We start from the raw sequence: 21,562 nt of genomic DNA on the forward strand, positions 1-21,562 counted from the left end.
CCCACACCCAATATTTAAACAAAACACATAAATCATGGGGTGCACCAGCTGGGGTCACCCCCCACTTCTTTTACGCAAAAAGATCAGCGCTCGACTACCGCCAGAACATCACGCTGAGAGAGGATGATGAACTCATCATCACCATACTTGACCTCGGTACCACCGAACTTCGAGTAAATGACCTTGTCGCCCACCTTGACGTCCATAGCAACACGGTTGCCATTGTCATCCACGCGACCCGGGCCGACTGCCAATACTTCGCCTTCCTGCGGCTTTTCCTTCGCAGTATCGGGAAGGACCAGGCCGGAGGCTGTGGTCTGCTCAGCAGAAACCTGACGGATGACGATGCGATCGTCAAGCGGCTTAATGGAAACCGACATTCGGATTCCTCCTTTGTCTTGTCAACTTTTGGTGGAACGGGGCGCCGTCGCGGGGGTCACCTCACTCCCAGAACACTTCCTAGATTAGGCTGATTTTGGCACTCGGTCAATGCGAGTGCCAACTCATCGCCGGGCGCGAACGCGCTGAAACATGGCAGGATAGAGAACGTGATTTCTTCCCTCCTATCCCCACAAGGTATCGCCCTCCTTGAAGCAATTGGTGACTACGATGCTGCCAACGTTTTCTCACTGACTCAGCGTCTACGCAACGAGGGATACGCGCCTGAGCTTGTCTCAGCAGCACTAACTCAGGCTCGTTTACGCGCAGCAGCCACAGCGAAGTTTGGGCCATTCGCTCAGTCGATGATGTTCACTCCTGATGGGTTAGAGCAATCTACCAGGTTGCGGGTATCAGCCCACCATGCCAAGCGTTTTCGCGACGTCGGCATCAGGAGCATTTTAGACGTCGGTTGTGGCATCGGCGGCGATTCCCTCGCCTTTTCTGGGCTTGGAATGGATGTCACCGCTATTGACATTTCTCCCGACGCCGCTGCGGCAGCATCCTTCAACCTCGCCCAGTTTCCCACGACAAAGGTCTATCGCGGCGACGCATTCTCGCTCGATCTGCCCTCGTTTGGGACTGATGCTGTCTGGCTGGATCCTGCACGGCGAGCGAACGGAAAGCGGTTGACTTCTCCTGACCAATGGATGCCATCGCTCAGCACAGCAATCTCGATCGCGCGGATGTTTCGAGCCGCAGGGATCAAAGTTGCCCCGGGGATCGATTATCAGCACCTACCCCAAGATTCCCGAGTAACATGGATTTCCGACGGCGGAGAACTGGTGGAGGCAGTGATTTGGCTGGGAGAATTGGCAGAACAACCCGGACGTGAAGCGCTCGTCCTCTCAGACGATGTACAGACGTGGGATCCCCACGTCGACGACCCAACCCGCGAGGCTCCGATGCTACCACCACAAGAGCTCGGAGAATACCTGTACGAACCCGATCCTGCGATTATTCGATCGGGATCGGTTGCCTCACTTGCTGATCACCTCGGGTTAGCGCCGGTCTCCCATGCGATTGCTTACCTCACTGGTGGCAAGGTTAGCTCGGGATTCTTATCGTGTTTTCGAGTGCTTGACGTTCTCCCCTTCGATGTCAAAGCACTTCGCCGTGCCTTGACTCAGAGAGATATCGGGCGGGTCGAAATTAAAAAACGGGGCACTGACGTCGTCCCCGAGACTCTGCGAAAGAAACTGAAACTCGACGTGAAACGTCCCGGTTCTGCCACGATCATTCTCTCTCCACTTTTGGGCAAGCATCGGGCAATCGTGGCTGAACGAGTCTAAGTGTTGGAGGGGCGTACCACGTACGCCCCTCCAACACACTCATCGTACGACGATAACGTCTCGCGACAGCCCAGTATCTACGGTGATGCCTAAATCACTTGGTTCCACGCCAGCCATCGCTAACGAGTATCCGAGCGCAGCGATCATGGCACCGTTATCAGTGCAGTAGCGAATGGGAGGAATTCGTACTGTCACTCCATGCTGAGCAGCACGTTCCTGAGCCATCGACCGCAAGCGCGAGTTTGCTGAGAAACCTCCACCAATAACCAGCGTGTCACAACCGAAATCTTCGCAGGCTTGGAATGCCTTTGCTGTGAGAACATCGGCAACAGCCTCTTGAAAACCCGCCGAGATATTTTCGCGTTGAAGTTCTTCTCCACGCGCAAGAGTGCCCTCAATATGGCGAGCAACAGCAGTCTTCAAACCTGAGAAAGAGTAATCGTAAGGGTGATTCACCTTGTCTTTGCCCTTTGACAGCCCACGCGGGAAACGAATGGCCGTTGGATCACCTGCCTGAGCCAATTTATCAACATGCGGGCCGCCCGGATACGGTGTACCGAGCAGGCGACCAACCTTGTCAAAAGCCTCACCTGCGGCATCATCAAGTGTGCCCCCAAGTTCTTTCACATCGGTTGCAATGTTATTGACGAGCATCAGGTGGGAGTGCCCGCCTGACACAGCAAGTCCGACGAACTTATCGGGAAATTCACCATGAACCAGTTGATCGACGGCGATGTGTCCGATGATGTGGTTAACACCATACAACGGCTTTCCCAGCGAAAGCGCAAGAGCCTTTGCAGCCGAAACGCCCACCGTGAGCGATCCAACCAGACCCGGGCCAGCAGTCACAGCAATGGCATCGACATCCTCAAGGGACACACCCGCCTTTTCGAGCGCTGCGTTGAGAGTCGGCACAAACGACTGCAGGTGCGCACGTGAGGCGATCTCCGGAATAATGCCGCCAAAACGTGCAAATTCATCCATTGACGTGGCCGTCACATCCGCAAGAAGTTCCCCACCACGAACCAATGCAACACCGGTTTCATCGCAGGAAGATTCAATTCCTAAAACTAGTTTTTCCACACTCATATCCTACCGCGCCCGCACCATGCTCTTTTTCCATGGCACGCACGCTCACCTTTCACTGCTTTTTATCTCATCTCCCGACGCCGGCGCCTCAAGCTTCATAATGAGGGCATCGTCATCGGAGTAATAGTTCTTTCGCCGACCCACCACCGTGAAACCAGCTCGTTCATACAGCCGTTGTGCTGCCATCCCACGCGAACGCACTTCAAGAAAGATTGCTTCACTGCCATCGGACCACGCTGCATTAATGAGATTGTCGAGGAGCTGCCGGCCAAGACCTTGACCCCGTGCCTGAGGAGCGACAGCGATCGTCAAGATTTCGGCATCCGGGCCGAAACCCACGCCGCCTAACGCCACAATATCGCCGGCGGGTTGTCCGAGCTCAGGTTCGCTCTCAGCGAGGAGGTAGAGCTGACCTGATGCTCCGACCACGTGTTGCCACACGAGCAATGGCCACGCGTCAGATCCGAAGATAGCGCGATCAAAACGTGCAAGACGCGCAGCATCGCCAGCGCGAACCGGGCGGAAAATCACTGGTACGGGTTGCCTTCAGCCTGTGGTTGGGCGTGTGCCCCACCGTGTACATCAGGGCGACGCAAATACTGTGGCTCTGTCCCCAAATCCAGTTCCTCACCCGCTTCGACACGCGACCTGCGCGAGGCATCCAGACGTGCCATTACCGCCGGATCAGCGAAAACAACGACACGTTCGCCAAGTTCAGATTCAAACAGATCCTGTGAAGGAGAAGCGAGCACTGCCGATTCCTGTTCCAGTTCTTGAACAAGAACAGCAGGTTTGAGGACGCGTGCTGGAGTAAGCACGGCGACGTCGTCTGCTCCCATCGGACGTGCGCGCAACGCGTAGACTTCCTTACGGCGTGCGTCAATAATGCTGACGATTTCTTGAGCCCCGGAATCAGCCGCTGCACGTGCCAAAACTTCCAGCGACGAGACTCCTTCAAGGGGAACTCCCCATCCACGCGATAGCGCACGGGCTGTCATCAAGCCAGCACGCAAGCCGGTGAATGCGGCTGGACCGGTACCGGCAACGATGAGGTCGGGGCGCTCAACACCGGCCTCTGCCAATACTTTGGCAACGAACGGAGCAAGATGCTCAGCATGGTGGCGTGAATCTGTTTCATGAATCGCGGAAAGAACGTCAAAATTCTCTCCCACCAGGCCGATAGAAATACCGGCAGAGGTATCAATCGTCAGGATTGTCATTATTTTCCTTTTCCACATTCTCATTTGTACGTGGCAGCTGATAAACAGCGACCTTCGGGGCGGCATCTTTGAACGACGGCTTATCGTGAGCAGGCTCAGGCTCGGGAGGTAGCACCGCCTGCGGCAATTTCTCAAGCTTTTCACGGTGGTTGAGATCCCAGCGTAACCACAGCAGAGAAAAGACCACCAGGAGGCCGACGCCCCACCCCACAGTGATCATTGCAAGGAGTGAATGGCCATCTTTAGACTCGTCGGTTGGACTACCCGAGGTTAAGTGTTGCCTTTTTTCTCCTGCAAGAGCGCCGCGATTAGCAAGAAACTCTTTGAGTGGGATCTCACCGAGTACGAGTTCAGCACCTGTTTTCGACGCTGGGGAAATCTCCTGATCGCCCAGCGAAAACCACGCGTCGAGTTCCGAGTCAGCAACCAAACGCGTCTGCGGACTTCCCGCGGCACTACCCAAACGAACGTCTGCACTGACCGTAATCGCCTTGGGACGACGATCATCGAAATTCGCTTCGATCGCACCAACCACTGCACCGTTCTTCGACACTGGTGCAACCCAATTATTTGTCTGCACCACTTGTGCGTTTGAACCCGATCCAGAGAACCGGAAAGAACGCTTCGGAGCGCCCACCGTGATAATTGTTGGGCTATCTGCAGCAACTCCGAATACAGACGGCGCTTGACGCTCCGATTCGCGTAGCCCATCGTTTTCAAACCAATGCGCGATGTCAGCAGCAGGTGGAACATCGAGGGCGAATGTCGACCCTGCTCCTGGGAACAATCCCAGGAGCACCAACACATACGCCACGATTTTCATCGGCGTTCTAGAGCCTGAACTCGCTCGTCAGCAAGCACCGCATCAGCAAGTTGTGCAGAGCGAGTGCCATGAGTGATGAAGGTCAGTGTGCGAGGAGCATCTTCGTACAAGTCGTCAACTTCTTCGCCTGCATCGGATCCTTCAGGACGCACGATCTGAATCTCAAGGCGATCCTCTGCCAACATTTCAACCTTGCCACTCCCCCACTCAACGACAGTGAGAGACTCTTCAAGCGAAGTATCCAGATCGAGCGCGTCGATCTCTTCAATCGAATTGAGCCGGTAAGCGTCAACATGAACTAAATCAATACGACCATGATGAATCTGTGCAATAACAAATGTCGGGCTGGCAACTGCGCCGTCAATTCCGAGGCCGCGCGCGATACCCTGTGTCATCGTCGTTTTGCCAGCACCGAGTGGTCCGTTGAGCATCACAAGATCGCCAGCCTGAGATGCTTGTCCAATTGCATATCCAACCGCCTGAATATCGGCGGCGAGGGGAACCAGTAGAGAAACCATCTCTCTCCTTTCGCTTATGTATTCTACGTTAGAGCTCAGGGATACGTGCCACCCTCGGCCCAATCCTGGTGACTATCTCATATCCAATCGACCCAGCAGCGCGTCCCCATTCATCCGCGGTTGGTGTTTGAGCACCTCCAAAGAGCACCACAGTTTGACCTGCTTCGACACCTGGTGCTTCAACCATGAACTGATCCATACACACTGTTCCCATAATTTTCGCTCGCTGGCCATTCACGCAAACGTAGGCGTTACGCGACGCCGACCGCGGAATCCCATCCCCATACCCCAATGGAACAACTGCCAAGTGTGTTGGATGTGTGGTCACTTCAGTGTGACCGTAGGAAATACCCGTGTGTTCAGGAACGTCACGCACAGCCATGACATTGGCTTCGAGACGCATCACTGGTTCAAGTCCCAGCTCAGATGCACTGGCACGATCAATATTCGGTGAAAGCCCATAGAGAATGATCCCCGTGCGAACCATATCGTACCGTGCTTGGGGAAACCACAGCGCACCGCCTGAAGCAGCCAGGTGACACATACGCGGCACAAGTCCGTGCCCTGAGAAAATCGATCGCGCCGCTTCGAATTCTTCGATCTGTGCCAGCGTTGGCCCTGGATCAATACTGTCAGCATTTGCTAGGTGGCTCCACAACCCGACGATCTCGATCGCGCCTTCTGCTTCGTAGGCGAGTAGCCGACGCGCGATCGCGTCGACCTCTTGGGGACACACACCACCGCGCGCCATTCCGGTGTCAACTTCAATATGCACTTGAGCCGGTATTCCCGCCTGACGCGCCGCGTCAACAAGCTCCGTCAGCGCCCACGAACTGCCGACACTAATATCGATTCTGTTCTCGATTGCGCCACGCAGGTTCGCTCCAGGGGAATAGATCCATGTAAAGACGCGTGGCCCGGGACCGACAAGGTGACGCAGATGCATCGCCTCCTCAAGTTGTGCAGCACCGAACCACTCCACTCCCGCACCGAGAGCCCAACGAGAAATGAATTCAATTCCATGCCCATATGCATTAGCTTTGACGATCGCCATCGCCGGCCCAAAACTCTGTGCGATATCGAGGTTATGCAGGAACGCGCTCTTCGAAATATACGCGCGTGAAGGATAACTCATGATTCTCCATTCAAAATCGCATCAATAACGTCGCTTATGGCACCGGCGATCTCGTAAGCCCGGATAGGGTGTCCAATCCGCCCCGCGGCACGCGAAGCACGCAACGCTGCACGAGCATGAATATGTGATGCAGCTGCCGCTCCCCAAGCAGCGTTTTCACGGCTTGGCGAGAGCCCCGCAAGAAGCCCACCGATCATCCCCGCGTATGTGTCTCCAGCTCCGGCAACGGCACGCCACCCCGGGGCACCACCCTGAGCGTACGACACACCTGTCGGCGGAACAATCACATCAACATTCCCTTTGGCGACGACGATTGCACCCGTCTTTTCCGCCGCCAGACGCGCGGCTTCCATAGGCTGCGCTTCAATATCACGGCGGCTCATTGGTTCACCCAGCTGTCCGAGTAGTGACGATAGCTCGCCAGCATGTGGGGTCAGGACTGTTACTTCCGGTAAGTCCTCCTCAGCCGCGAGCGCGACAGCACCCGCGTCAAGCACTACTGGGAGAAAATCGGCTCGAGCATTGCGAAGAATCTGTCGAGCATCGTCAAACACATCAAGCCCAGATCCGATCACCCAGGCCTGCACACGCCCAGATTCTGTCACTATTTCAGGAAAACGGGATGTGACGTCCACAGAGCCAACATAGCGAACCATTCCCGGCCCCACAGCAAGTGCCCCTGCAATTCCGAGTAAGGCCGCCCCCGGGTAACGATCAGATCCGGTGAGCATCCCCAGTACACCGCGAGTGTACTTGTGGTCATGCTCCCCCGGAATCATCCACATGTCAGCGACGTCGGCGTCGGACAAAGAACACACGTAAGGGGGGTGAGGAAGAGACGACTCGATTCCGAGCGGAACGTCAACGATTCTTCCGCTGTAAGACGACGCCGGCGGCAGTAGATGCGCAGGTTTTCTCACGCCCATCGCAACAGTGACATCAGCACGCAGGGCTGGACCGGGCACGCGTCCTGTGGCAACATCCACTCCACTGGGGACATCAACTGCCACGACACGCGGCTCGTCAGGGCTGATCACGCGTTCATGGGTGAGAACCTCAATCCAGGTGGAGATAGGTGCGCGTGCAGCACCAGTTGACCCGATCCCTAACAGGCCATCGATCCATGTCCTACCCCAGGCGGCAAGATCGCGCAGACGTGCACAGTCGCTGGGGGAATCTCCGATTTCATAGGCTCGTGCCCCATTGGCAAGTGCGGCAGCTAACCCCTCCCTATGAGCACCAGGGCAATGAGCGATTCTCACCTGGGCTCCGCGCCGTGCAAGTGCGGCGCCCGCGAACAGAGCATCACCTCCGTTGTTTCCACGTCCAGCTAGGACAAGTATTGTCGAACCGCTCACCCGCGCACCACGTCGGTGGAGATCCGCTATCACTGCCTGCGCGCACGCAAACGATGCCAGCGCCATCAACGGCTCACCAGCATCAAGAAGAGGCTTTTCCGCCACGACAACATCATGAGGTAGATACGATCTGTCCATATCTCAAGCCTAACCCTCGGGCATGACAAAAATGAGTGCTCGTTCTATCTGTGAACGACAGAGCGCCGGTATCACGTCAATGCCGGCGCTCTGATGACCTTTTATTCCACGGTAACTGACTTTGCCAGGTTACGGGGTTTATCAACGTCATATCCCTTTGCCATCGCGAGCGCACCAGCGAAGATCTGTAACGGGACAACCGTCACCAGCGGCATCATCAACGTCGGGGTGGAACGCGGAACGCGAATAACAAATTCTGAAATGTCATCCACTGCGCTATCGCCTTCCTCTGCGATCGCGACAACACGAGCACCACGGGCGCGAATCTCAGCAATGTTGGAGATCACCTTCGAATGCAGAAGCGGACGACGTGGAGTCGGCACGATGAAAAACACTGGCAGACCCTCCTCAACCAAAGCAATTGGTCCATGCTTGAGCTCTCCAGCTGCGAACCCTTCAGCGTGAATGTAGGCAAGTTCCTTGAGCTTCAGAGCGCCTTCGAGCGCAATCGGGAACCCGACATGGCGCCCGAGGAAAAGAATTGAGTCAGCGTCCTGCATCTCGTTTGCCAAGCCTTTGATCTTTTCTTCCTGATCCAGCACTGCTTCGATACGCTCAGGCATGAGGGCGAGTTCATCGAGATACGTCCTGACTTCGTCAGGGAATTTATTTCCACGCAGTTGGGCGAGGTAGAGGCCGAGCAGATATGTGGCCGTAATCTGCGCAGTGAATGCCTTCGTGGACGCAACAGCAACTTCGGGACCGGCGTGGGTGTACAAAACAGCGTCCGATTCACGGGCAATGGTCGAACCGTAGGTATTGACAATTGACAATACGCTCGAACCTTGCTCACGAGCATGGCGAATCGCCATCAGCGTGTCCATGGTCTCCCCCGACTGCGAAATTGCGACAACGAGTGTTCGGGGCGTGAGGATGGGATCGCGGTAGCGAAACTCGTGAGCAAGCTCGACTTCGACACCAATTCGGCACCAATGCTCGATTGCGTACTTGGCGACGTGCCCCGCGTAAGCCGCAGTTCCACATGCGACAACGATGATCTTGTCAACGCTTCGCAGTTCTTCCTCAGGGATACGCAGTTCATCCAACGTCAGGGCGCCATCCACCATGCGTCCGCGCAACGTCTCGGCCACTGCGGTGGGTTGTTCATGGATTTCCTTATCCATGTAGGTGTCGTAGCCGTCATGCATCGCCATTTCAGCGTTCCATTCGACTTCGTATGTCTTCCCCTTCACCAGGTTTCCGTCAAAATCACGGATGTCAACCTTGTCGGCGTGCACGGTGACGATGCGGTCTTGGTCGATTTCCATCGCCTTCGTTGTCGAGCCGACGAAGGCGACAACGTCCGAACCAACGAAGTTCTCTCCGTCACCTAGCCCAATCACGAGTGGAGAATTTCGGCGCGCTCCTACCAGGACGTCGGGGTGTTCAGCGCTCACAGCAACCGTGGCAAATGAGCCTTCCAAGCGCAAAGCCACGCGACGCATTGCTTCTGTGATGTCTACACCGTCGGCGAGTTGTCCAGCCATGAGATGGGCGATAACCTCCGAATCTGTGTCGGAGGCGAAGGTGATACCGTTGGATTCCAGTTCCTGACGAAGCGAACGGTAGTTTTCGATAATTCCGTTGTGAACGATGGCGACTTTGCCATCAGCAGACGCATGTGGATGCGAGTTACGATCGCTCGGCACACCATGTGTAGCCCAACGGGTATGGCCAATGGCGGCTGTCCCTTCTCCTAAGGGCAGTTCTTCAAGCGAGTGGCGCAGGTTGTCCACACGCCCCTGCTTTTTACGCAGATCAACGCTGCCGCCTGTGGCAATAGCAACGCCAGCCGAATCATAGCCTCGGTATTCCAGACGTGACAGACCTTCAAGAACAACAGCGAGTGGGCGAGCCGAAACAGACTGGCCAATATATCCAACGATTCCACACATGCCACAAAATATACGTTGAATATGCCAAAAGTTCTGCGACAGACGACTCACAGAATGTTTCCGACGGCGAAGCGTCACGAATTTCATGTCATCAACGTGGCAAATGTAACGCGCATTCACGCCACTCCACCAGCCTCGGGCACTGAAAACATGCCACACTTATGTCATGCCATACGTGACTTTTGACCACGATCAATGGGCAGACCTTGCATCGTCTACTGCCCTTCCTCTGACAGATCGAGATCTCACTCGGCTCTCATCCCTTGGAGACCCTATCTCGCTGACCGAGGCAGATGCGATTTACCGTCCGCTGGCTGCAATTATCCAGATGTACGCACAAGCCCAAGGGGCACTCTTTTCACGAGCAAAAGAATTCCTCGGTTTTTCCCAGACCCGCACTCCATTTATCGTCGGTATTGCCGGCTCCGTATCTGTTGGAAAATCAACCTCTGCACGTCTCTTGCGCGAATTACTCTCACGTTGGCCTGGCACACCACATGTTGCTCTCGTGCCTACCGATGGGTTCCTCATGCCCAACGCGCAGCTCGAAGCTCGCGGGCTCATGGGACGCAAAGGTTTCCCCGAGTCTTACATTCCTGGGGCACTGACGCGCTTCCTTGACACGATCAAATCCGGGCGAGACGCCGAAGTTCCGGTATACGATCACATCTCCTACGATATTGTGCCTGAGGAAACGATCACGGTGTCTCAACCGGATATCCTCATTGTCGAAGGGCTGACACTCCTCCAGCCAGCGAAGTTGGATTCTACCGGCCAATATGCTGGGGTCTACGACTACTTTGATTTCACCATTTACCTCGATGCCCCAGAAACGAGTCTCGAAGAATGGTACGTGGATCGATTCTTGAAACTGCGCGACACAGCATTTTCTGATCCACGTTCGTATTTCACGACCTACGCTGGGCTCTCTGATGAGCAGGCAGTATCCACCGCGCGCGATATCTGGCGCGCCATTAACCTGCCGAATCTACGGGAAAACATCGCTCCCACCCGGCCCCGCGCCACGGTCATTCTGACAAAGGGTGAAAACCATCGCATCGAGAAAGTTCACCTCAAGCGGATCTAATACAGCGATACAACGCGCCGACGTCGGAAGTTTGTCCTGCCGACGTCGGCGCGTTGCTGTCGTTGCTGTGTGTTACAAAGCCAATTTCTCTTCTACAACAGCTGCCAGACGCTTGGCGACATCATCAGCTTGCTTCTGTGTCGCTGCCTCAACCATCACACGAACGAGAGGCTCAGTTCCCGACGCACGTAAGAGCACGCGTCCCGTTTCACCGAGTTCCTTCTCAGCTTGCGCGACTTCGTCGGCAATCCTGTCTGTTGCGGTCTTATCCACTCCTCGCACGTTGATCAGAGTTTGTGGTAAACGCTTAACGAAGCTGACAAGCTCGGAAAGCTTTGGCGCACCCTTGCGGGCGACAATGGATGACACGAGAATCGCTGTGAGCGTCCCATCGCCGGTAGTCGCGTACTCAAGATCGATGACGTGGCCTGATTGTTCACCACCGAGCACATGGCCTTTGTCCAACATCTCTTCGAGAACGTAACGATCGCCGACACCGGTAATCGCGACATTGATGCCCTTTTCCTTCATCGCCAAGCGCAGACCGAGGTTACTCATGACCGTGATCACAAGGGTGTCGTTTACAAGCTTTCCCTGTTCATGCAGGTCAACAGCAAGCAAACCCATGATCTGATCTCCGTCGACCATGTTGCCGTCTTCATCAACAGCAAGGCATCGATCTGCATCACCATCGAATGCGAATCCCATATCTGCTCCGGAAGCCACGACCATTGCCTGAAGAGCCTCTGGGTGGGTGGAACCGGCGTTGAGATTAATATTACGGCCATCAGGTTCAGCGTTGATCACGACGACGTCGGCACCAAGCTCACGGAACACTGTCGGTGCAACTTCGGATGCCGCACCATTAGCGCAGTCTAAGGCGATACGCAGACCGTTCAGCGGGGCACCGCACGACACGAGGTGATCCATGTACGCGCGATCCGTCACTACAGCGTTTTCAGTTACCCGGCCAACCCCTTCGCCGGTTGGACGTTCCCATTCTTGACCCAAGACAGCTTCGATCTCATCTTCGAGTGAATCATCAAGCTTGAATCCATTGGAGGAAATAAACTTAATACCGTTATCCGGCATTGCATTGTGCGATGCCGAAATCACCACGCCAAGGTCATACCCCTTTTCCGCAGTGAGGTAGGCGATACCCGGAGTCGGAATTTCACGGGCATGTTCCACGTCGATACCGGCCGCTGCAAGACCAGCGCCGAGAGCGTGCGAGAGCATTGGCGAGGACTGACGCGTATCACGGCCAATAATTGCCTTTGGACGTCTGCCTTCAACACCTTTCGCTAGGACACGACCACCGGCCTCGCCTAGCTTCACCGCTAAATCAACAGTGATGTCCTTATTCGCCAGGCCGCGAACGCCGTCTGTACCGAACATGCGAGCCATAACGCCTCCTTCACTAAGTTTTTATAACACTGCTATTATTCCACTTCGCTGTCACTGGCGTGACCAGGAAAGCCGGAGCAAACCCAAACCACAAAAAGAAAAGCATCCCCGCCGAGGCGGGGATGCTTTTTGAAAGTGATCGGTATCGATCAGCGCTTCGAGAACTGCGAAGCCTTACGAGCCTTCTTGAGACCTGCCTTCTTACGCTCGACTGCACGAGCATCGCGAGTGAGGAAGCCAGCCTTCTTCAGTGCCGGACGATTCGCCTCGCGATCGATCTCATTAAGCGCACGGGAAATACCCATACGCAGAGCGCCTGCCTGACCGGACGTACCGCCGCCGTTAATGCGGGCAATCACGTCAAAACGGCCTTCGATGTCCAGAAGAACAAACGGCGAATGCACGAGCTGCTGGTGCAGCTTGTTCGGGAAGTACTCCTCAAGTGTGCGACCGTTGATCTTCCATTCGCCAGTGCCCGACACGAGGCGGACACGGGCAATTGCTTCCTTACGGCGACCCAGGCCTGCGCCCGGAGCCGTTAGCGAAGCGCCCTGACCCGTGAGCTCAGTTTCGCTCACGGTAGTGTACGAGGTCGGGGTCTCCTCGAACTCTTCAGTTGCAGTGGTTTCAGCCACAGCTTCTCCTTAAAATCTTGCGGGCAGCGCCCGGGCCTTACTGAACGACCTGCTTGAGCTCGTAGGCCTCCGGCTGCTGAGCAGCATGCGGATGCTCCGCACCGCGGTAAACCTTGAGCTTGGTCAGCTGCTGACGTCCGAGGGTGGTCTTCGGGACCATGCCCGCGACAGCCTTCATGACAGCCTTCTCCGGATTCTCCTCCAGGAGTTCGGCGTAGGACGTAGCCTTCAAACCACCCGGGAAACCGGAGTGGTGGTAAGCCTTCTTCTGTTCGAGCTTTGCACCCGTGAGCGCCACCTTCTCGGCGTTGATCACGATGACGAAATCGCCGGTGTCAGCGTTCGGAGCGAAGTTGGGCTTGTGCTTCCCACGGAGCAGGTTGGCAACTTGAGCTGCCAGACGGCCAAGGACGATATCGGTGGCGTCAATGACATACCACTTCTTCTCAACGTCCCCGGGCTTCGGTGTATAAGTGCGCACTTGCGTAGCCTTCGTTTCTGTTAATCGTGGGCGTCACGCTTCAAAAATGGCTTATTTCAAAGCGGTTTACCCCTGGTCAAAGTTAACGGTGGGAAGCTCTCGCGCGACGAGTGGGAATTAGCATCAACGCATGAGTTTCCACAGCATTTACCCACTGTAGTCGGTTCATGTTGCCCCGTCAAAGGAAAGGTGTGGCTGTGAGCGGATTCATTCCCCGAAATTGCCGACGTTTTCCGACGTCGGCCCGCGGAATCTGCGCGCCAATGTGGCCTGCGTTCCATAGTCCTTTTCTCGTGGATATCCGATCTCTTCAAGCGTGAGGGGGTGAGGAGGTGCAACAACCACCTCACCATCACGAGAGGCAGCCTTGAGCCGTTCGAGCGGCCACTCTTCTGAACGGGCGTGACGGCCGACCTCGATCATTGTCCCCATGAGCGTGCGCACCTGTGAATGGCAGAACGCATCGGCACGCGCATACCCAAGCAGGAGGGAATCGGCACGCTCAAAGCGCAATTCATGAAGTGTCCGCACAGTCGAAGCCCCTTCCCGTGGACGGCAAAATGACAAGAAATCGTGTTCACCGACAATAGTTTGGGCAGCCCGATTCATAGCATCGATATCCAATTCTCCTGGTAGCCACAGCACATCACGCCGTTTAGGATCCCAGGCACGCGGACCCTCAGCCATTCGATAGGTATACGCTCGCCATAAAGCAGAAAAACGGGCATCGAATGTTTCCGGCACTTCCTGTACACCTGTCACAACGACGTCGGTGTAACCCGGAATCCCTGCTCCCCTGGCTCCTGCCGCGGTGAGAGCATTGAGCCGACGCACGAGTGACTGCGCTGGAGAAAATGTGGAGCGACCGGGCAACGCTTGCCATGTGGTTGACGACACATCGAAATGTGCGACCTGACCACTAGCGTGAACGCCAGCATCAGTACGTCCAGCGACAGTCAAAGTGATTGGCACTCGCAAGATTCGCTCAAGAGCCTCCTCGAGGACACCTTGAACCGTGCGCAACTGCGGTTGGCGAGCCCAACCGTGAAAAGCCGCACCGTCATAAGCGCAATCAATGCGAATTCTGGTTGTGTGCGATACCGTCGAATCCATGACAGAAGTTTCCCACGAACTTACGTTGACCGTCGACTGCGGCGGCGGCGGAATCAAATCTGCTTTACTCAACAGCGGAGGTTTCCAAATCGGCGATTCTCTACGAACGCCGGTTCCCTATCCCTTTTCCCCTGATGACCTCATTGAGATTATCGCCGATCATGGACAGACGCATGGAGCATTTACCCGGATCACAGTGGGTCTGCCGGGAATGATCCGACACGGAGTCGTCGTCTACACCCCGCACTATATCCGGCGCTCAGGCCCGCACACTCGGCCACTACCGCCGCTCGAAGAGGCATGGAATGGTCTCGATCTGCAAACAGCACTTGAACGACGCTTTGGCGTCCCTGTTCTAGTACTCAACGACGCCGAAGTTGCCGCAGCGGGTGTTGTTCGCGGTCATGGGCTCGAACTTGTCATGACACTCGGCACTGGGCTCGGAACAGCATTTCTCGACAACGGACGTCTCGCTCCACATCTCGAGATCTCTCATGCTCCGATGAAGTGGGGTCTGACCTACGATGATGTGGTCGGTGAGGCAGAGCGTCTTCGTCTCGGTGATTCCGCGTGGTCGCGACGAGTGCTGAAAGCTATCGACTCGCTCATGCCCGTATTTCGTTGGGATCAGCTGTATATCGGCGGAGGGAATGCTGCGCGGATTACTGAGTCAGTCCGAGCACGCCTGACGCCCGCAATTTTTGTGCCAAACATGGCGGGTACTTCGGGAGGTGTACGCGCATGGTCGATGGCAACTCCTCATCCCACAACCGTGCTCAGCGCTGAGCACTAATGCTGCTGATGCTGCTGATGGGAAGCCAGCCCGCTCATAATTTTGACCTCCCAGCTCATCTTGAATAGTAAGAGTAAGGGTGTGGGTCGGAAGGATTTCCTTCCGACCCACACCCTTACGTCACATCACTCGGCGGACTCAGCCGATGCTGAGGACTCCGAAGAGGCAGATTCTTCTGCCTCAGTCGACGTGGCAGGAGTTGCCTCCTGAGCGACCTTCTTCTTGGACGGCTTCGGCGAAACCTTCTCGGTAACGAGGGAGATCTCGGCCATAGGCGCATTATCACCCTTACGGTGAGCAAGTTTGACGATACGTGTGTAGCCACCATTGCGCCCCTCGAACTTAGGAGCAAGCTCTTCGAAGAGGATATAGGCAACTTCGCGATCACCAAGAGTACGCAACGCGAGACGACGGTTGTGGGTATCGCCCTTCTTCGCCTTCGTGATGAGCTTCTCGATGTACGGACGCACGCGACGCGCGCGAGTCTCAGTGGTCACAACAGACTCGTTGGTGATGAGCGCCTTGCAGAGGTTTGCAATGATCTTGCGCTCGTTCGCCGGGGATCCTCCCAGGCGCGGACCCTTTGCGGGCTTCGGCATGATGTTCTCCTATTAAAAGTATTTCTCGCGGGCTCAAGCCTGCGAATCGTCGCTGAACATGGCGTAATTGTCATCACCGAAACCAGCATTGAAGCCGGCCGGAGAATCCTTCAGGTGGAGGTCGAGCTTTGCAAGCTCATCCTTGACATCCTCGATCGACTTCGCACCGAAGTTACGAATATCGAGCAGGTCGGCCTCCGAACGCTGAACAAGTTCGCCAATCGTGTGGATTCCCTCGCGCTGCAGGCAGTTCTGTGAACGCGCCGGGAGATTGAGAATCGTGATCGGGCGGGCAAGATCAGACGACTGTGTCTCGACAACTGGAGCTTCCTTCAGTTCCAGTCCTTCAACTTCCTCGTTCAGTTCGGTCGTCAGACCGAACAGCTCAACAAGGGTCTTGCCAGCAGACGCAAATGCGTCGCGCGGAAGCATTGAAGCTTTTGTCTCGATGTCAACGATGAGCTTATCGAAGTCGGTGCGCTGACCAACTCGAGTTGCCTCAACCTTGTAGGAAACCTTGACCACGGGCGAGTAGATCGAATCAACCGGAATACGGCCGATCTCGTCATCCGGGGACTTGTTCAGCGAAGCAGAGACGTAGCCGCGGCCACGCTCCACCGTGAGGTCCACTTCAATCTTGCCCTTCTCATTGAGCGTGGCAAGCACGAGATCCGGATTGTGGATCTCCACGCCTGCCGGCGGAGTGATATCGGAGGCAAGAACTTGACCCGGGCCTGCCTTGCGCAGGTACATCTGAACAGGCTCATCGTTTTCTGAGGTAATAACGAGATCCTTGATGTTCAGAATGATCTCAGCAACGTCTTCCTTAACTCCCTCAATAGTCGAAAACTCGTGAAGCACACCGTCAATATGGACGGAGGTCACAGCAGCTCCCGGGATCGAGGACAGAAGGGTACGACGGAGCGAATTGCCAAGCGTGTATCCGAAGCCCGGCTCAAGCGGCTCAAGAGTGAAGCGAGAGCGGGTGTCGGACAGCTGCTCCTCACGCAGCACTGGACGCTGTTCAATGATCACTATGTTTTCCTTTCACATGACGCCCACTATATGACGCCTATTACACGATCCTCTCAAGTGGCGGCGGCGCCGCCGAGGAAAAGCCCGAAGGCCAGTGGATCAAACGCGACGGCGCTTGGGCGGACGAACGCCATTATGAGCCTGAGGGGTCACGTCCGAAATCGACGTCACCTCCAGACCAGCGGCGGTCAGCGAACGAATAGCGGTCTCTCGGCCTGAACCCGGACCCTTCACGAAAACGTCAACCTTCTTCACGCCCTGCTCGATTGCGCGGCGTGCGGCATTCTCAGCAGCAAGCTGAGCTGCGTATGGGGTCGACTTACGCGAACCCTTGAAGCCGACCATGCCCGACGATGCCTGAGCAATAACTTCGCCCTTGGTGTCGGTGATCGAAACGATCGTGTTGTTGAAGGTGGACTTGATATGAGCCTGGCCGTTGCCGACGTTCTTACGAAGGTTGCGGCGCGACCGGTTCTGAGACTTTGGTGGCATTTTTGTCAATACTCCTGAATATCGTCGATTCTCGCTAAAAAGCGGAACTACTACTTCTTCTTACCCGCAACCGTACGCTTCGGCCCCTTACGGGTACGAGCATTGGTCTTCGTGCGCTGACCGTGAACCGGCAGGCCCAAGCGGTGACGACGGCCCTGGTAAGAACCGATTTCGATCTTGCGGCGGATGTCCGCTTGGATCTCACGTCGAAGATCGCCTTCGACCTTGTAGGACTCGTCAATGTGATTCTTCAGCTTGACGAGCTCATCCTCAGTGAGATCCTTAACGCGGGTATCAGGGTTGACACCGGTAGCGGCGAGAGTCTCAACCGCGCGAGTGTGTCCAATGCCGAAAATGTAGGTGAGAGCAACCTCGATACGCTTTTCGCGAGGGAGATCAACTCCAGAGAGACGTGCCATTGTGTTGGCTCCTATTTTTCTTCCGAAGGTGTGGAACATTGCTTCCCAAATGGGCCCCGGCCTTCGGACCGAGGGTTGGCTTTCGCCTGCAATGCCTCTTTCAAAATGTCAGTTTCAGCCCTGACGTTGCTTGTGTCGCGGATTGTCGCAGATGACCATGACGCGACCATGCCGGCGAATGATCTTGCAGTTTTCGCAGATCTTCTTAACAGACGGCTTGACCTTCATAGTTGTCGTTCTTCCTTGCCCGCCTCGAAAGGCGGAGTTTTACTTGTAGCGGTAGACGATTCGGCCACGAGACAGATCGTAGGGAGTCATCTCTACGACCACACGATCCTCTTGAAGAATCTTGATGTAGTGCTGGCGCATCTTGCCAGAAATGTGAGCGAGCACGACGTGCCCGTTCTCCAACTCGACTCGAAACATCGCATTAGGCAAAGCCTCAACGACCGTACCTTCTACCTCGATGACGCCTTCTTTTTTCGCCATATTCTCCGCTTACGTTGATTGCAATTTGGCACTGCCCCGATGGAACAGTGAGTGATCCTGCACGCAGAATGCACCAATAGATAAGTTTACGCCCGGATACTTTGTTTTGAAAAGTGGCGATACGGTGGAGCGCGTCACTACCTATCCTTCGTCAGCGCCTCTTGAGAGGACCCCTGTCACTCAAAGAAAAAACAATCGGGTGGCAGGAAACCCTGCCACCCGATACATCTCAATCGAGAGGAGCAACATCGACTCCGAAACGTGCAAGCTCACTTGCACCGCCGTCGGGAGAAGTAATCACCCAGATGCCACCTTCGTGGAGGACGACTTCATGCTCCCAATGACACGCATCCTTGCCGTCAATGGTCACCACTGTCCAATTATCCGAAAGCGTTCTATTGTCCTGCTTGCCGGCAGTCAGCATAGGCTCGATACACAACGCCATTCCCGGCTTCAGTCGTGGCCCACGATCCCCTGTGTTGTAGTTCGGCACGTCGGGAGGCAAGTGCATTGACGTCCCAATTCCGTGGCCAACATAATCGAGGACGATATCAGGCCGTTCACTGGAGGGAAGTGACATGACGTAGTCGTCAATCGCTTCACCAATATCGCCGACGAAACGCCCCTGAGCCATCGCCGCAATACCAACCCACATCGATTCCTCGGTCTGAGCACACAACCGCTGACGGTCAACTTGCACCTGAGGATCTCCCCCAGGCAACACTACTGAAAACGCAGCGTCGCCGTTCCATCCATTCACGACCGCTCCGCAGTCAAAGGAAACAAGATCTCCAGGTTGTAAAACGTAGTCGTTCGGGATGCCGTGCACGATCGTCGAATTCACTGAAATACACGTTTGCGCCGGGTATCCGTAGTATCCGAAGAAGTTCGACTTCACACCAGCTTCATTGAGAACCTGCAAAGCGACGTCGTCGAGCTCTTTGGTTGTCACGCCCGCGCGCACGTTTTCACGCAGAGCCTGATGGATTCGTGCTACGACGAGACCAGCCTCGCGCATCGCGCGAAACTGGTCGTCTGTCTTATATTCAATCTTGTCGCGCACGCGCATCAGGCAAGACGCTCTTCCAACGCAGACAGGATGCGTTCAGTCACGTCTTCGATAGTTCCGCTACCATCCACTTCGAGAACAAGTCCGCGCTTTGCATAGACATCAACGAGTGGAGCAGTCTCGGCATGGTAGACCTCAATGCGGTGCTTGATGACCTCTTCAGTATCGTCAGCACGTCCCTCAAGTTGTGCACGATTCAGAAGTCTGCCAACGATATCCTCATCCGGGAGGGCAATTTCAACGACGACGTCGATTACCTCGTCCTTTTCCGCCAGCATCGCATCCAATGCGTCAACCTGGGCGAGATTACGAGGGTAGCCGTCGAGGAGGAAGCCGTCCTTTGCGTCATCTTGCGCAAGACGATCGCGAACCATCGCATCAGTAATCTCGTCTGGAACGAGGTTTCCCTTCGACGTGTATTCCTGAGCCTTCTTCCCCAGCTCAGTTCCCTCAGACATATTCTTTCGGAAAATGGCACCCGTGGAGATGGCGGGAATTGACAACGCTTCGGAAATGAATGTTGCCTGTGTGCCCTTACCTGCACCAGGAGGGCCAACGAGAATAAGACGAGTCATCGCAAGAATCCTTCATAATGACGCTGCTGGAGCTGGGCGTTAATGTCCTTAACGGTCTGCAGACCCACTCCAACGAGAATGATAATTGACGTGCCACCGAAAGCAGCACCTTGAACGCCCATGCGGGCGAAGACGATCTGCGGAATCAGCGCAACGATCGCAAGATAAATCGCTCCGACCCAATTAATGCGACGAACAACGTAACGCAAATAATCCGCCGTTGGTGCGCCGGCGCGGATACCTGGGATAAAGCCACCGTAGCGTTTCATGTTGTCCGAGATCTCTTCTGGATTGAAAGTAATCGACGTGTAGAAGAACGAGAAGAAGATGATCAGCACGACGTAGGTGAGGATGTACCAGAAGGACTGGTAGGTGAAGTTATTATGCACCCATGCAACCCAGGTGGAGTTTTGGTTTCCAAACTGAGCAATCATCTGTGGCAACGACAAGATGGACGACGCAAAGATCACGGGGATCACGTTTGCCATATTAATCTTGATCGGAATGTAGGTTGAAGTGCCTCCGTATGTGCGACGGCCAATCACCCGCTTCGCATACTGAACGGGGACACGACGCTGGCAGGACTCAACGTAGACAACCACAGCAGTAATCACGAGGAACATGACAATAACCAGGATCATCCAGGTCAGACCACCGTTGCCCTGGTACACCTGTCCGAGGAGAGCGGGGAAATTCGCTGCAATGCCGGTGAAAATCAACAGAGACATACCATTGCCAATGCCACGTTCAGTGATCACTTCCGCAAGCCACATCACGAGGGTCGTTCCAGCAGTCATCGCCAGGATGATCATCAGGAGTCGGAACGGGCTCGAATCCGGAACCACGGGAAGCTGGCAGGCTTGAAAAAGCTGACCAGAGGCAGCAACCGATGCAAACACAGATGACTGGACAATTGCTAGGAATACCGTGAGATAACGAGTGTACTCCGTCAGCTTATTCTGACCAGTCTGGCCTTCTTTATGAAGCTCCTCGAAACGAGGAATAACCACGCGCATCAGCTGGACGATAATCGACGATGTGATGTAAGGCATGATACCAAGCGCAAACACTGAAAGTTTCAGTAGGCCACCGCCAGCGAAGATATTCATCATGGCAAGAAGATCTGCAGTACCAGCTTGCGTCAAACATGTCTCAACATTTTTGTATGAGACATACGGCGCAGGGACATAGGTACCGAAGCGATAGATCACCATGATGAGGATCGTGATCAGCAGCTTTCGCCGCAGATCCGGCGTGCGGAATGCAGACACTAGCGCTCTAAACAAGGAATCTCCTCCTGGATTGTGGCCACTCGTGGCGGGGCTCTGTAACGGCGCACAGAGCGCCAAGAAAAGACTATACCCGGCAACGAGGAATTGCACACGTCCTTGAGAAGATTGGG

At 55.3% G+C, this 21,562-nt stretch carries 25 protein-coding genes; 3 read left to right on the forward strand and 22 right to left on the reverse strand.

Annotated elements, in window-relative coordinates; all coding sequences use genetic code 11:
• Positions 1 to 83: 83 nt before the first annotated feature.
• On the reverse strand, positions 84 to 380 hold the full coding sequence (gene groES / locus ACTOVJ_RS03075) for a co-chaperone GroES (protein WP_449501205.1): 297 nt from the start codon (positions 378 to 380) through the stop codon (positions 84 to 86).
• 168 nt (positions 381 to 548) lie between these two features.
• Here groES and ACTOVJ_RS03080 point away from each other — a divergent pair, with 168 nt between their 5' ends.
• Entirely contained in the window at positions 549 to 1,730 is a 1,182-nt protein-coding gene (locus ACTOVJ_RS03080) for a class I SAM-dependent methyltransferase (protein ID WP_449503743.1), read from the forward strand.
• Between the two features lie 39 nt (positions 1,731 to 1,769).
• Here the strand turns inward: ACTOVJ_RS03080 and tsaD are convergent, their stop codons facing one another.
• From tsaD to glmS, 8 genes are all read right to left on the reverse strand, one after another.
• Positions 1,770 to 2,819, reverse strand: coding sequence for a tRNA (adenosine(37)-N6)-threonylcarbamoyltransferase complex transferase subunit TsaD (tsaD, locus tag ACTOVJ_RS03085; protein WP_449501207.1), 1,050 nt, complete (start codon positions 2,817 to 2,819; stop codon positions 1,770 to 1,772).
• A 45-nt stretch (positions 2,820 to 2,864) separates the two neighbouring features.
• Entirely contained in the window at positions 2,865 to 3,350 is a 486-nt protein-coding gene (rimI, locus tag ACTOVJ_RS03090; RefSeq protein ID WP_449503742.1) for a ribosomal protein S18-alanine N-acetyltransferase, read from the reverse strand.
• The gene (gene tsaB, locus ACTOVJ_RS03095) at positions 3,347 to 4,039 is read right to left on the reverse strand and encodes a tRNA (adenosine(37)-N6)-threonylcarbamoyltransferase complex dimerization subunit type 1 TsaB (RefSeq protein ID WP_449503741.1); all 693 of its coding nucleotides are present in this window, start codon (positions 4,037 to 4,039) and stop codon (positions 3,347 to 3,349) included. The genes rimI and tsaB overlap by 4 nt, the downstream gene beginning before the upstream one ends.
• Entirely contained in the window at positions 4,020 to 4,862 is an 843-nt protein-coding gene (locus tag ACTOVJ_RS03100) for a hypothetical protein (protein WP_449503740.1), read from the reverse strand. The genes tsaB and ACTOVJ_RS03100 overlap by 20 nt, the downstream gene beginning before the upstream one ends.
• Positions 4,859 to 5,380: a tRNA (adenosine(37)-N6)-threonylcarbamoyltransferase complex ATPase subunit type 1 TsaE gene (gene tsaE / locus ACTOVJ_RS03105; protein WP_449501211.1), complete on the reverse strand. Its 522-nt coding sequence runs from the start codon at positions 5,378 to 5,380 to the stop codon at positions 4,859 to 4,861. Before tsaE ends, ACTOVJ_RS03100 begins: the two co-directional genes overlap by 4 nt.
• Positions 5,381 to 5,408: 28 nt before the next feature.
• Positions 5,409 to 6,515: an alanine racemase gene (alr, locus tag ACTOVJ_RS03110; RefSeq protein WP_449501212.1), complete on the reverse strand. Its 1,107-nt coding sequence runs from the start codon at positions 6,513 to 6,515 to the stop codon at positions 5,409 to 5,411.
• Complete coding sequence (locus ACTOVJ_RS03115) at positions 6,512 to 8,011, reverse strand: bifunctional ADP-dependent NAD(P)H-hydrate dehydratase/NAD(P)H-hydrate epimerase (protein WP_449503739.1); 1,500 nt, start codon at positions 8,009 to 8,011, stop codon at positions 6,512 to 6,514. Before ACTOVJ_RS03115 ends, alr begins: the two co-directional genes overlap by 4 nt.
• A 101-nt stretch (positions 8,012 to 8,112) precedes the next feature.
• Positions 8,113 to 9,966 (reverse strand): glutamine--fructose-6-phosphate transaminase (isomerizing), encoded by a 1,854-nt coding sequence (gene glmS / locus ACTOVJ_RS03120; protein ID WP_449503738.1) that lies wholly within the window; start codon positions 9,964 to 9,966, stop codon positions 8,113 to 8,115.
• A 166-nt stretch (positions 9,967 to 10,132) separates the two neighbouring features.
• Here glmS and coaA point away from each other — a divergent pair, with 166 nt between their 5' ends.
• Entirely contained in the window at positions 10,133 to 11,053 is a 921-nt protein-coding gene (gene coaA / locus ACTOVJ_RS03125) for a type I pantothenate kinase (RefSeq protein WP_449503737.1), read from the forward strand.
• A gap of 72 nt (positions 11,054 to 11,125) precedes the next feature.
• Here coaA and glmM read toward each other — a convergent pair whose 3' ends face one another.
• The 4 genes from glmM to truA all read right to left on the reverse strand — a co-directional run bounded on the left by glmM (position 11,126) and on the right by truA (position 14,689).
• Positions 11,126 to 12,460 (reverse strand): phosphoglucosamine mutase, encoded by a 1,335-nt coding sequence (gene glmM / locus ACTOVJ_RS03130; RefSeq protein ID WP_449501216.1) that lies wholly within the window; start codon positions 12,458 to 12,460, stop codon positions 11,126 to 11,128.
• Positions 12,461 to 12,609: 149 nt separating this feature from the next.
• Positions 12,610 to 13,095, reverse strand: a complete 486-nt coding sequence (gene rpsI, locus ACTOVJ_RS03135) for a 30S ribosomal protein S9 (protein WP_449503736.1) — start codon at positions 13,093 to 13,095, stop codon at positions 12,610 to 12,612.
• A gap of 37 nt (positions 13,096 to 13,132) precedes the next feature.
• Positions 13,133 to 13,576, reverse strand: a complete 444-nt coding sequence (gene rplM / locus ACTOVJ_RS03140) for a 50S ribosomal protein L13 (RefSeq protein WP_278013212.1) — start codon at positions 13,574 to 13,576, stop codon at positions 13,133 to 13,135.
• A gap of 207 nt (positions 13,577 to 13,783) precedes the next feature.
• Positions 13,784 to 14,689, reverse strand: a complete 906-nt coding sequence (gene truA, locus ACTOVJ_RS03145; protein WP_449503735.1) for a tRNA pseudouridine(38-40) synthase TruA — start codon at positions 14,687 to 14,689, stop codon at positions 13,784 to 13,786.
• On the opposite strand from truA, the gene ACTOVJ_RS03150 reads away from it, so the two are divergent.
• The gene (locus tag ACTOVJ_RS03150) at positions 14,688 to 15,482 is read left to right on the forward strand and encodes an ROK family protein (protein ID WP_449501219.1); all 795 of its coding nucleotides are present in this window, start codon (positions 14,688 to 14,690) and stop codon (positions 15,480 to 15,482) included. The genes truA and ACTOVJ_RS03150 overlap by 2 nt on opposite strands.
• A gap of 125 nt (positions 15,483 to 15,607) precedes the next feature.
• On the opposite strand, the gene rplQ is transcribed toward ACTOVJ_RS03150, so the two are convergent.
• The 9 genes from rplQ to secY all read right to left on the reverse strand — a co-directional run bounded on the left by rplQ (position 15,608) and on the right by secY (position 21,446).
• The gene (gene rplQ, locus ACTOVJ_RS03155; protein WP_449501220.1) at positions 15,608 to 16,081 is read right to left on the reverse strand and encodes a 50S ribosomal protein L17; all 474 of its coding nucleotides are present in this window, start codon (positions 16,079 to 16,081) and stop codon (positions 15,608 to 15,610) included.
• A gap of 33 nt (positions 16,082 to 16,114) precedes the next feature.
• Positions 16,115 to 17,116, reverse strand: coding sequence for a DNA-directed RNA polymerase subunit alpha (locus ACTOVJ_RS03160; protein ID WP_449501221.1), 1,002 nt, complete (start codon positions 17,114 to 17,116; stop codon positions 16,115 to 16,117).
• A gap of 99 nt (positions 17,117 to 17,215) precedes the next feature.
• Positions 17,216 to 17,608 (reverse strand): 30S ribosomal protein S11, encoded by a 393-nt coding sequence (gene rpsK, locus ACTOVJ_RS03165; RefSeq protein WP_278013207.1) that lies wholly within the window; start codon positions 17,606 to 17,608, stop codon positions 17,216 to 17,218.
• A 50-nt stretch (positions 17,609 to 17,658) separates the two neighbouring features.
• Entirely contained in the window at positions 17,659 to 18,027 is a 369-nt protein-coding gene (gene rpsM, locus ACTOVJ_RS03170; protein WP_449501222.1) for a 30S ribosomal protein S13, read from the reverse strand.
• A 114-nt stretch (positions 18,028 to 18,141) separates the two neighbouring features.
• Positions 18,142 to 18,255, reverse strand: coding sequence for a 50S ribosomal protein L36 (rpmJ, locus tag ACTOVJ_RS03175; RefSeq protein WP_278013205.1), 114 nt, complete (start codon positions 18,253 to 18,255; stop codon positions 18,142 to 18,144).
• A gap of 39 nt (positions 18,256 to 18,294) precedes the next feature.
• On the reverse strand, positions 18,295 to 18,516 hold the full coding sequence (gene infA, locus ACTOVJ_RS03180; RefSeq protein WP_278013204.1) for a translation initiation factor IF-1: 222 nt from the start codon (positions 18,514 to 18,516) through the stop codon (positions 18,295 to 18,297).
• A gap of 229 nt (positions 18,517 to 18,745) precedes the next feature.
• Positions 18,746 to 19,585, reverse strand: coding sequence for a type I methionyl aminopeptidase (map, locus tag ACTOVJ_RS03185; RefSeq protein WP_449501223.1), 840 nt, complete (start codon positions 19,583 to 19,585; stop codon positions 18,746 to 18,748).
• Positions 19,585 to 20,160 (reverse strand): adenylate kinase, encoded by a 576-nt coding sequence (locus ACTOVJ_RS03190; protein WP_449501224.1) that lies wholly within the window; start codon positions 20,158 to 20,160, stop codon positions 19,585 to 19,587. The genes map and ACTOVJ_RS03190 overlap by 1 nt, the downstream gene beginning before the upstream one ends.
• A complete protein-coding gene (secY, locus tag ACTOVJ_RS03195) occupies positions 20,157 to 21,446 on the reverse strand; it encodes a preprotein translocase subunit SecY (RefSeq protein WP_449501225.1) in 1,290 nt (429 codons plus the stop codon). Before secY ends, ACTOVJ_RS03190 begins: the two co-directional genes overlap by 4 nt.
• Positions 21,447 to 21,562: the final 116 nt, after the last annotated feature.

This window comes from Arcanobacterium sp. (ex Cirak et al. 2026), from assembly GCF_053585065.1.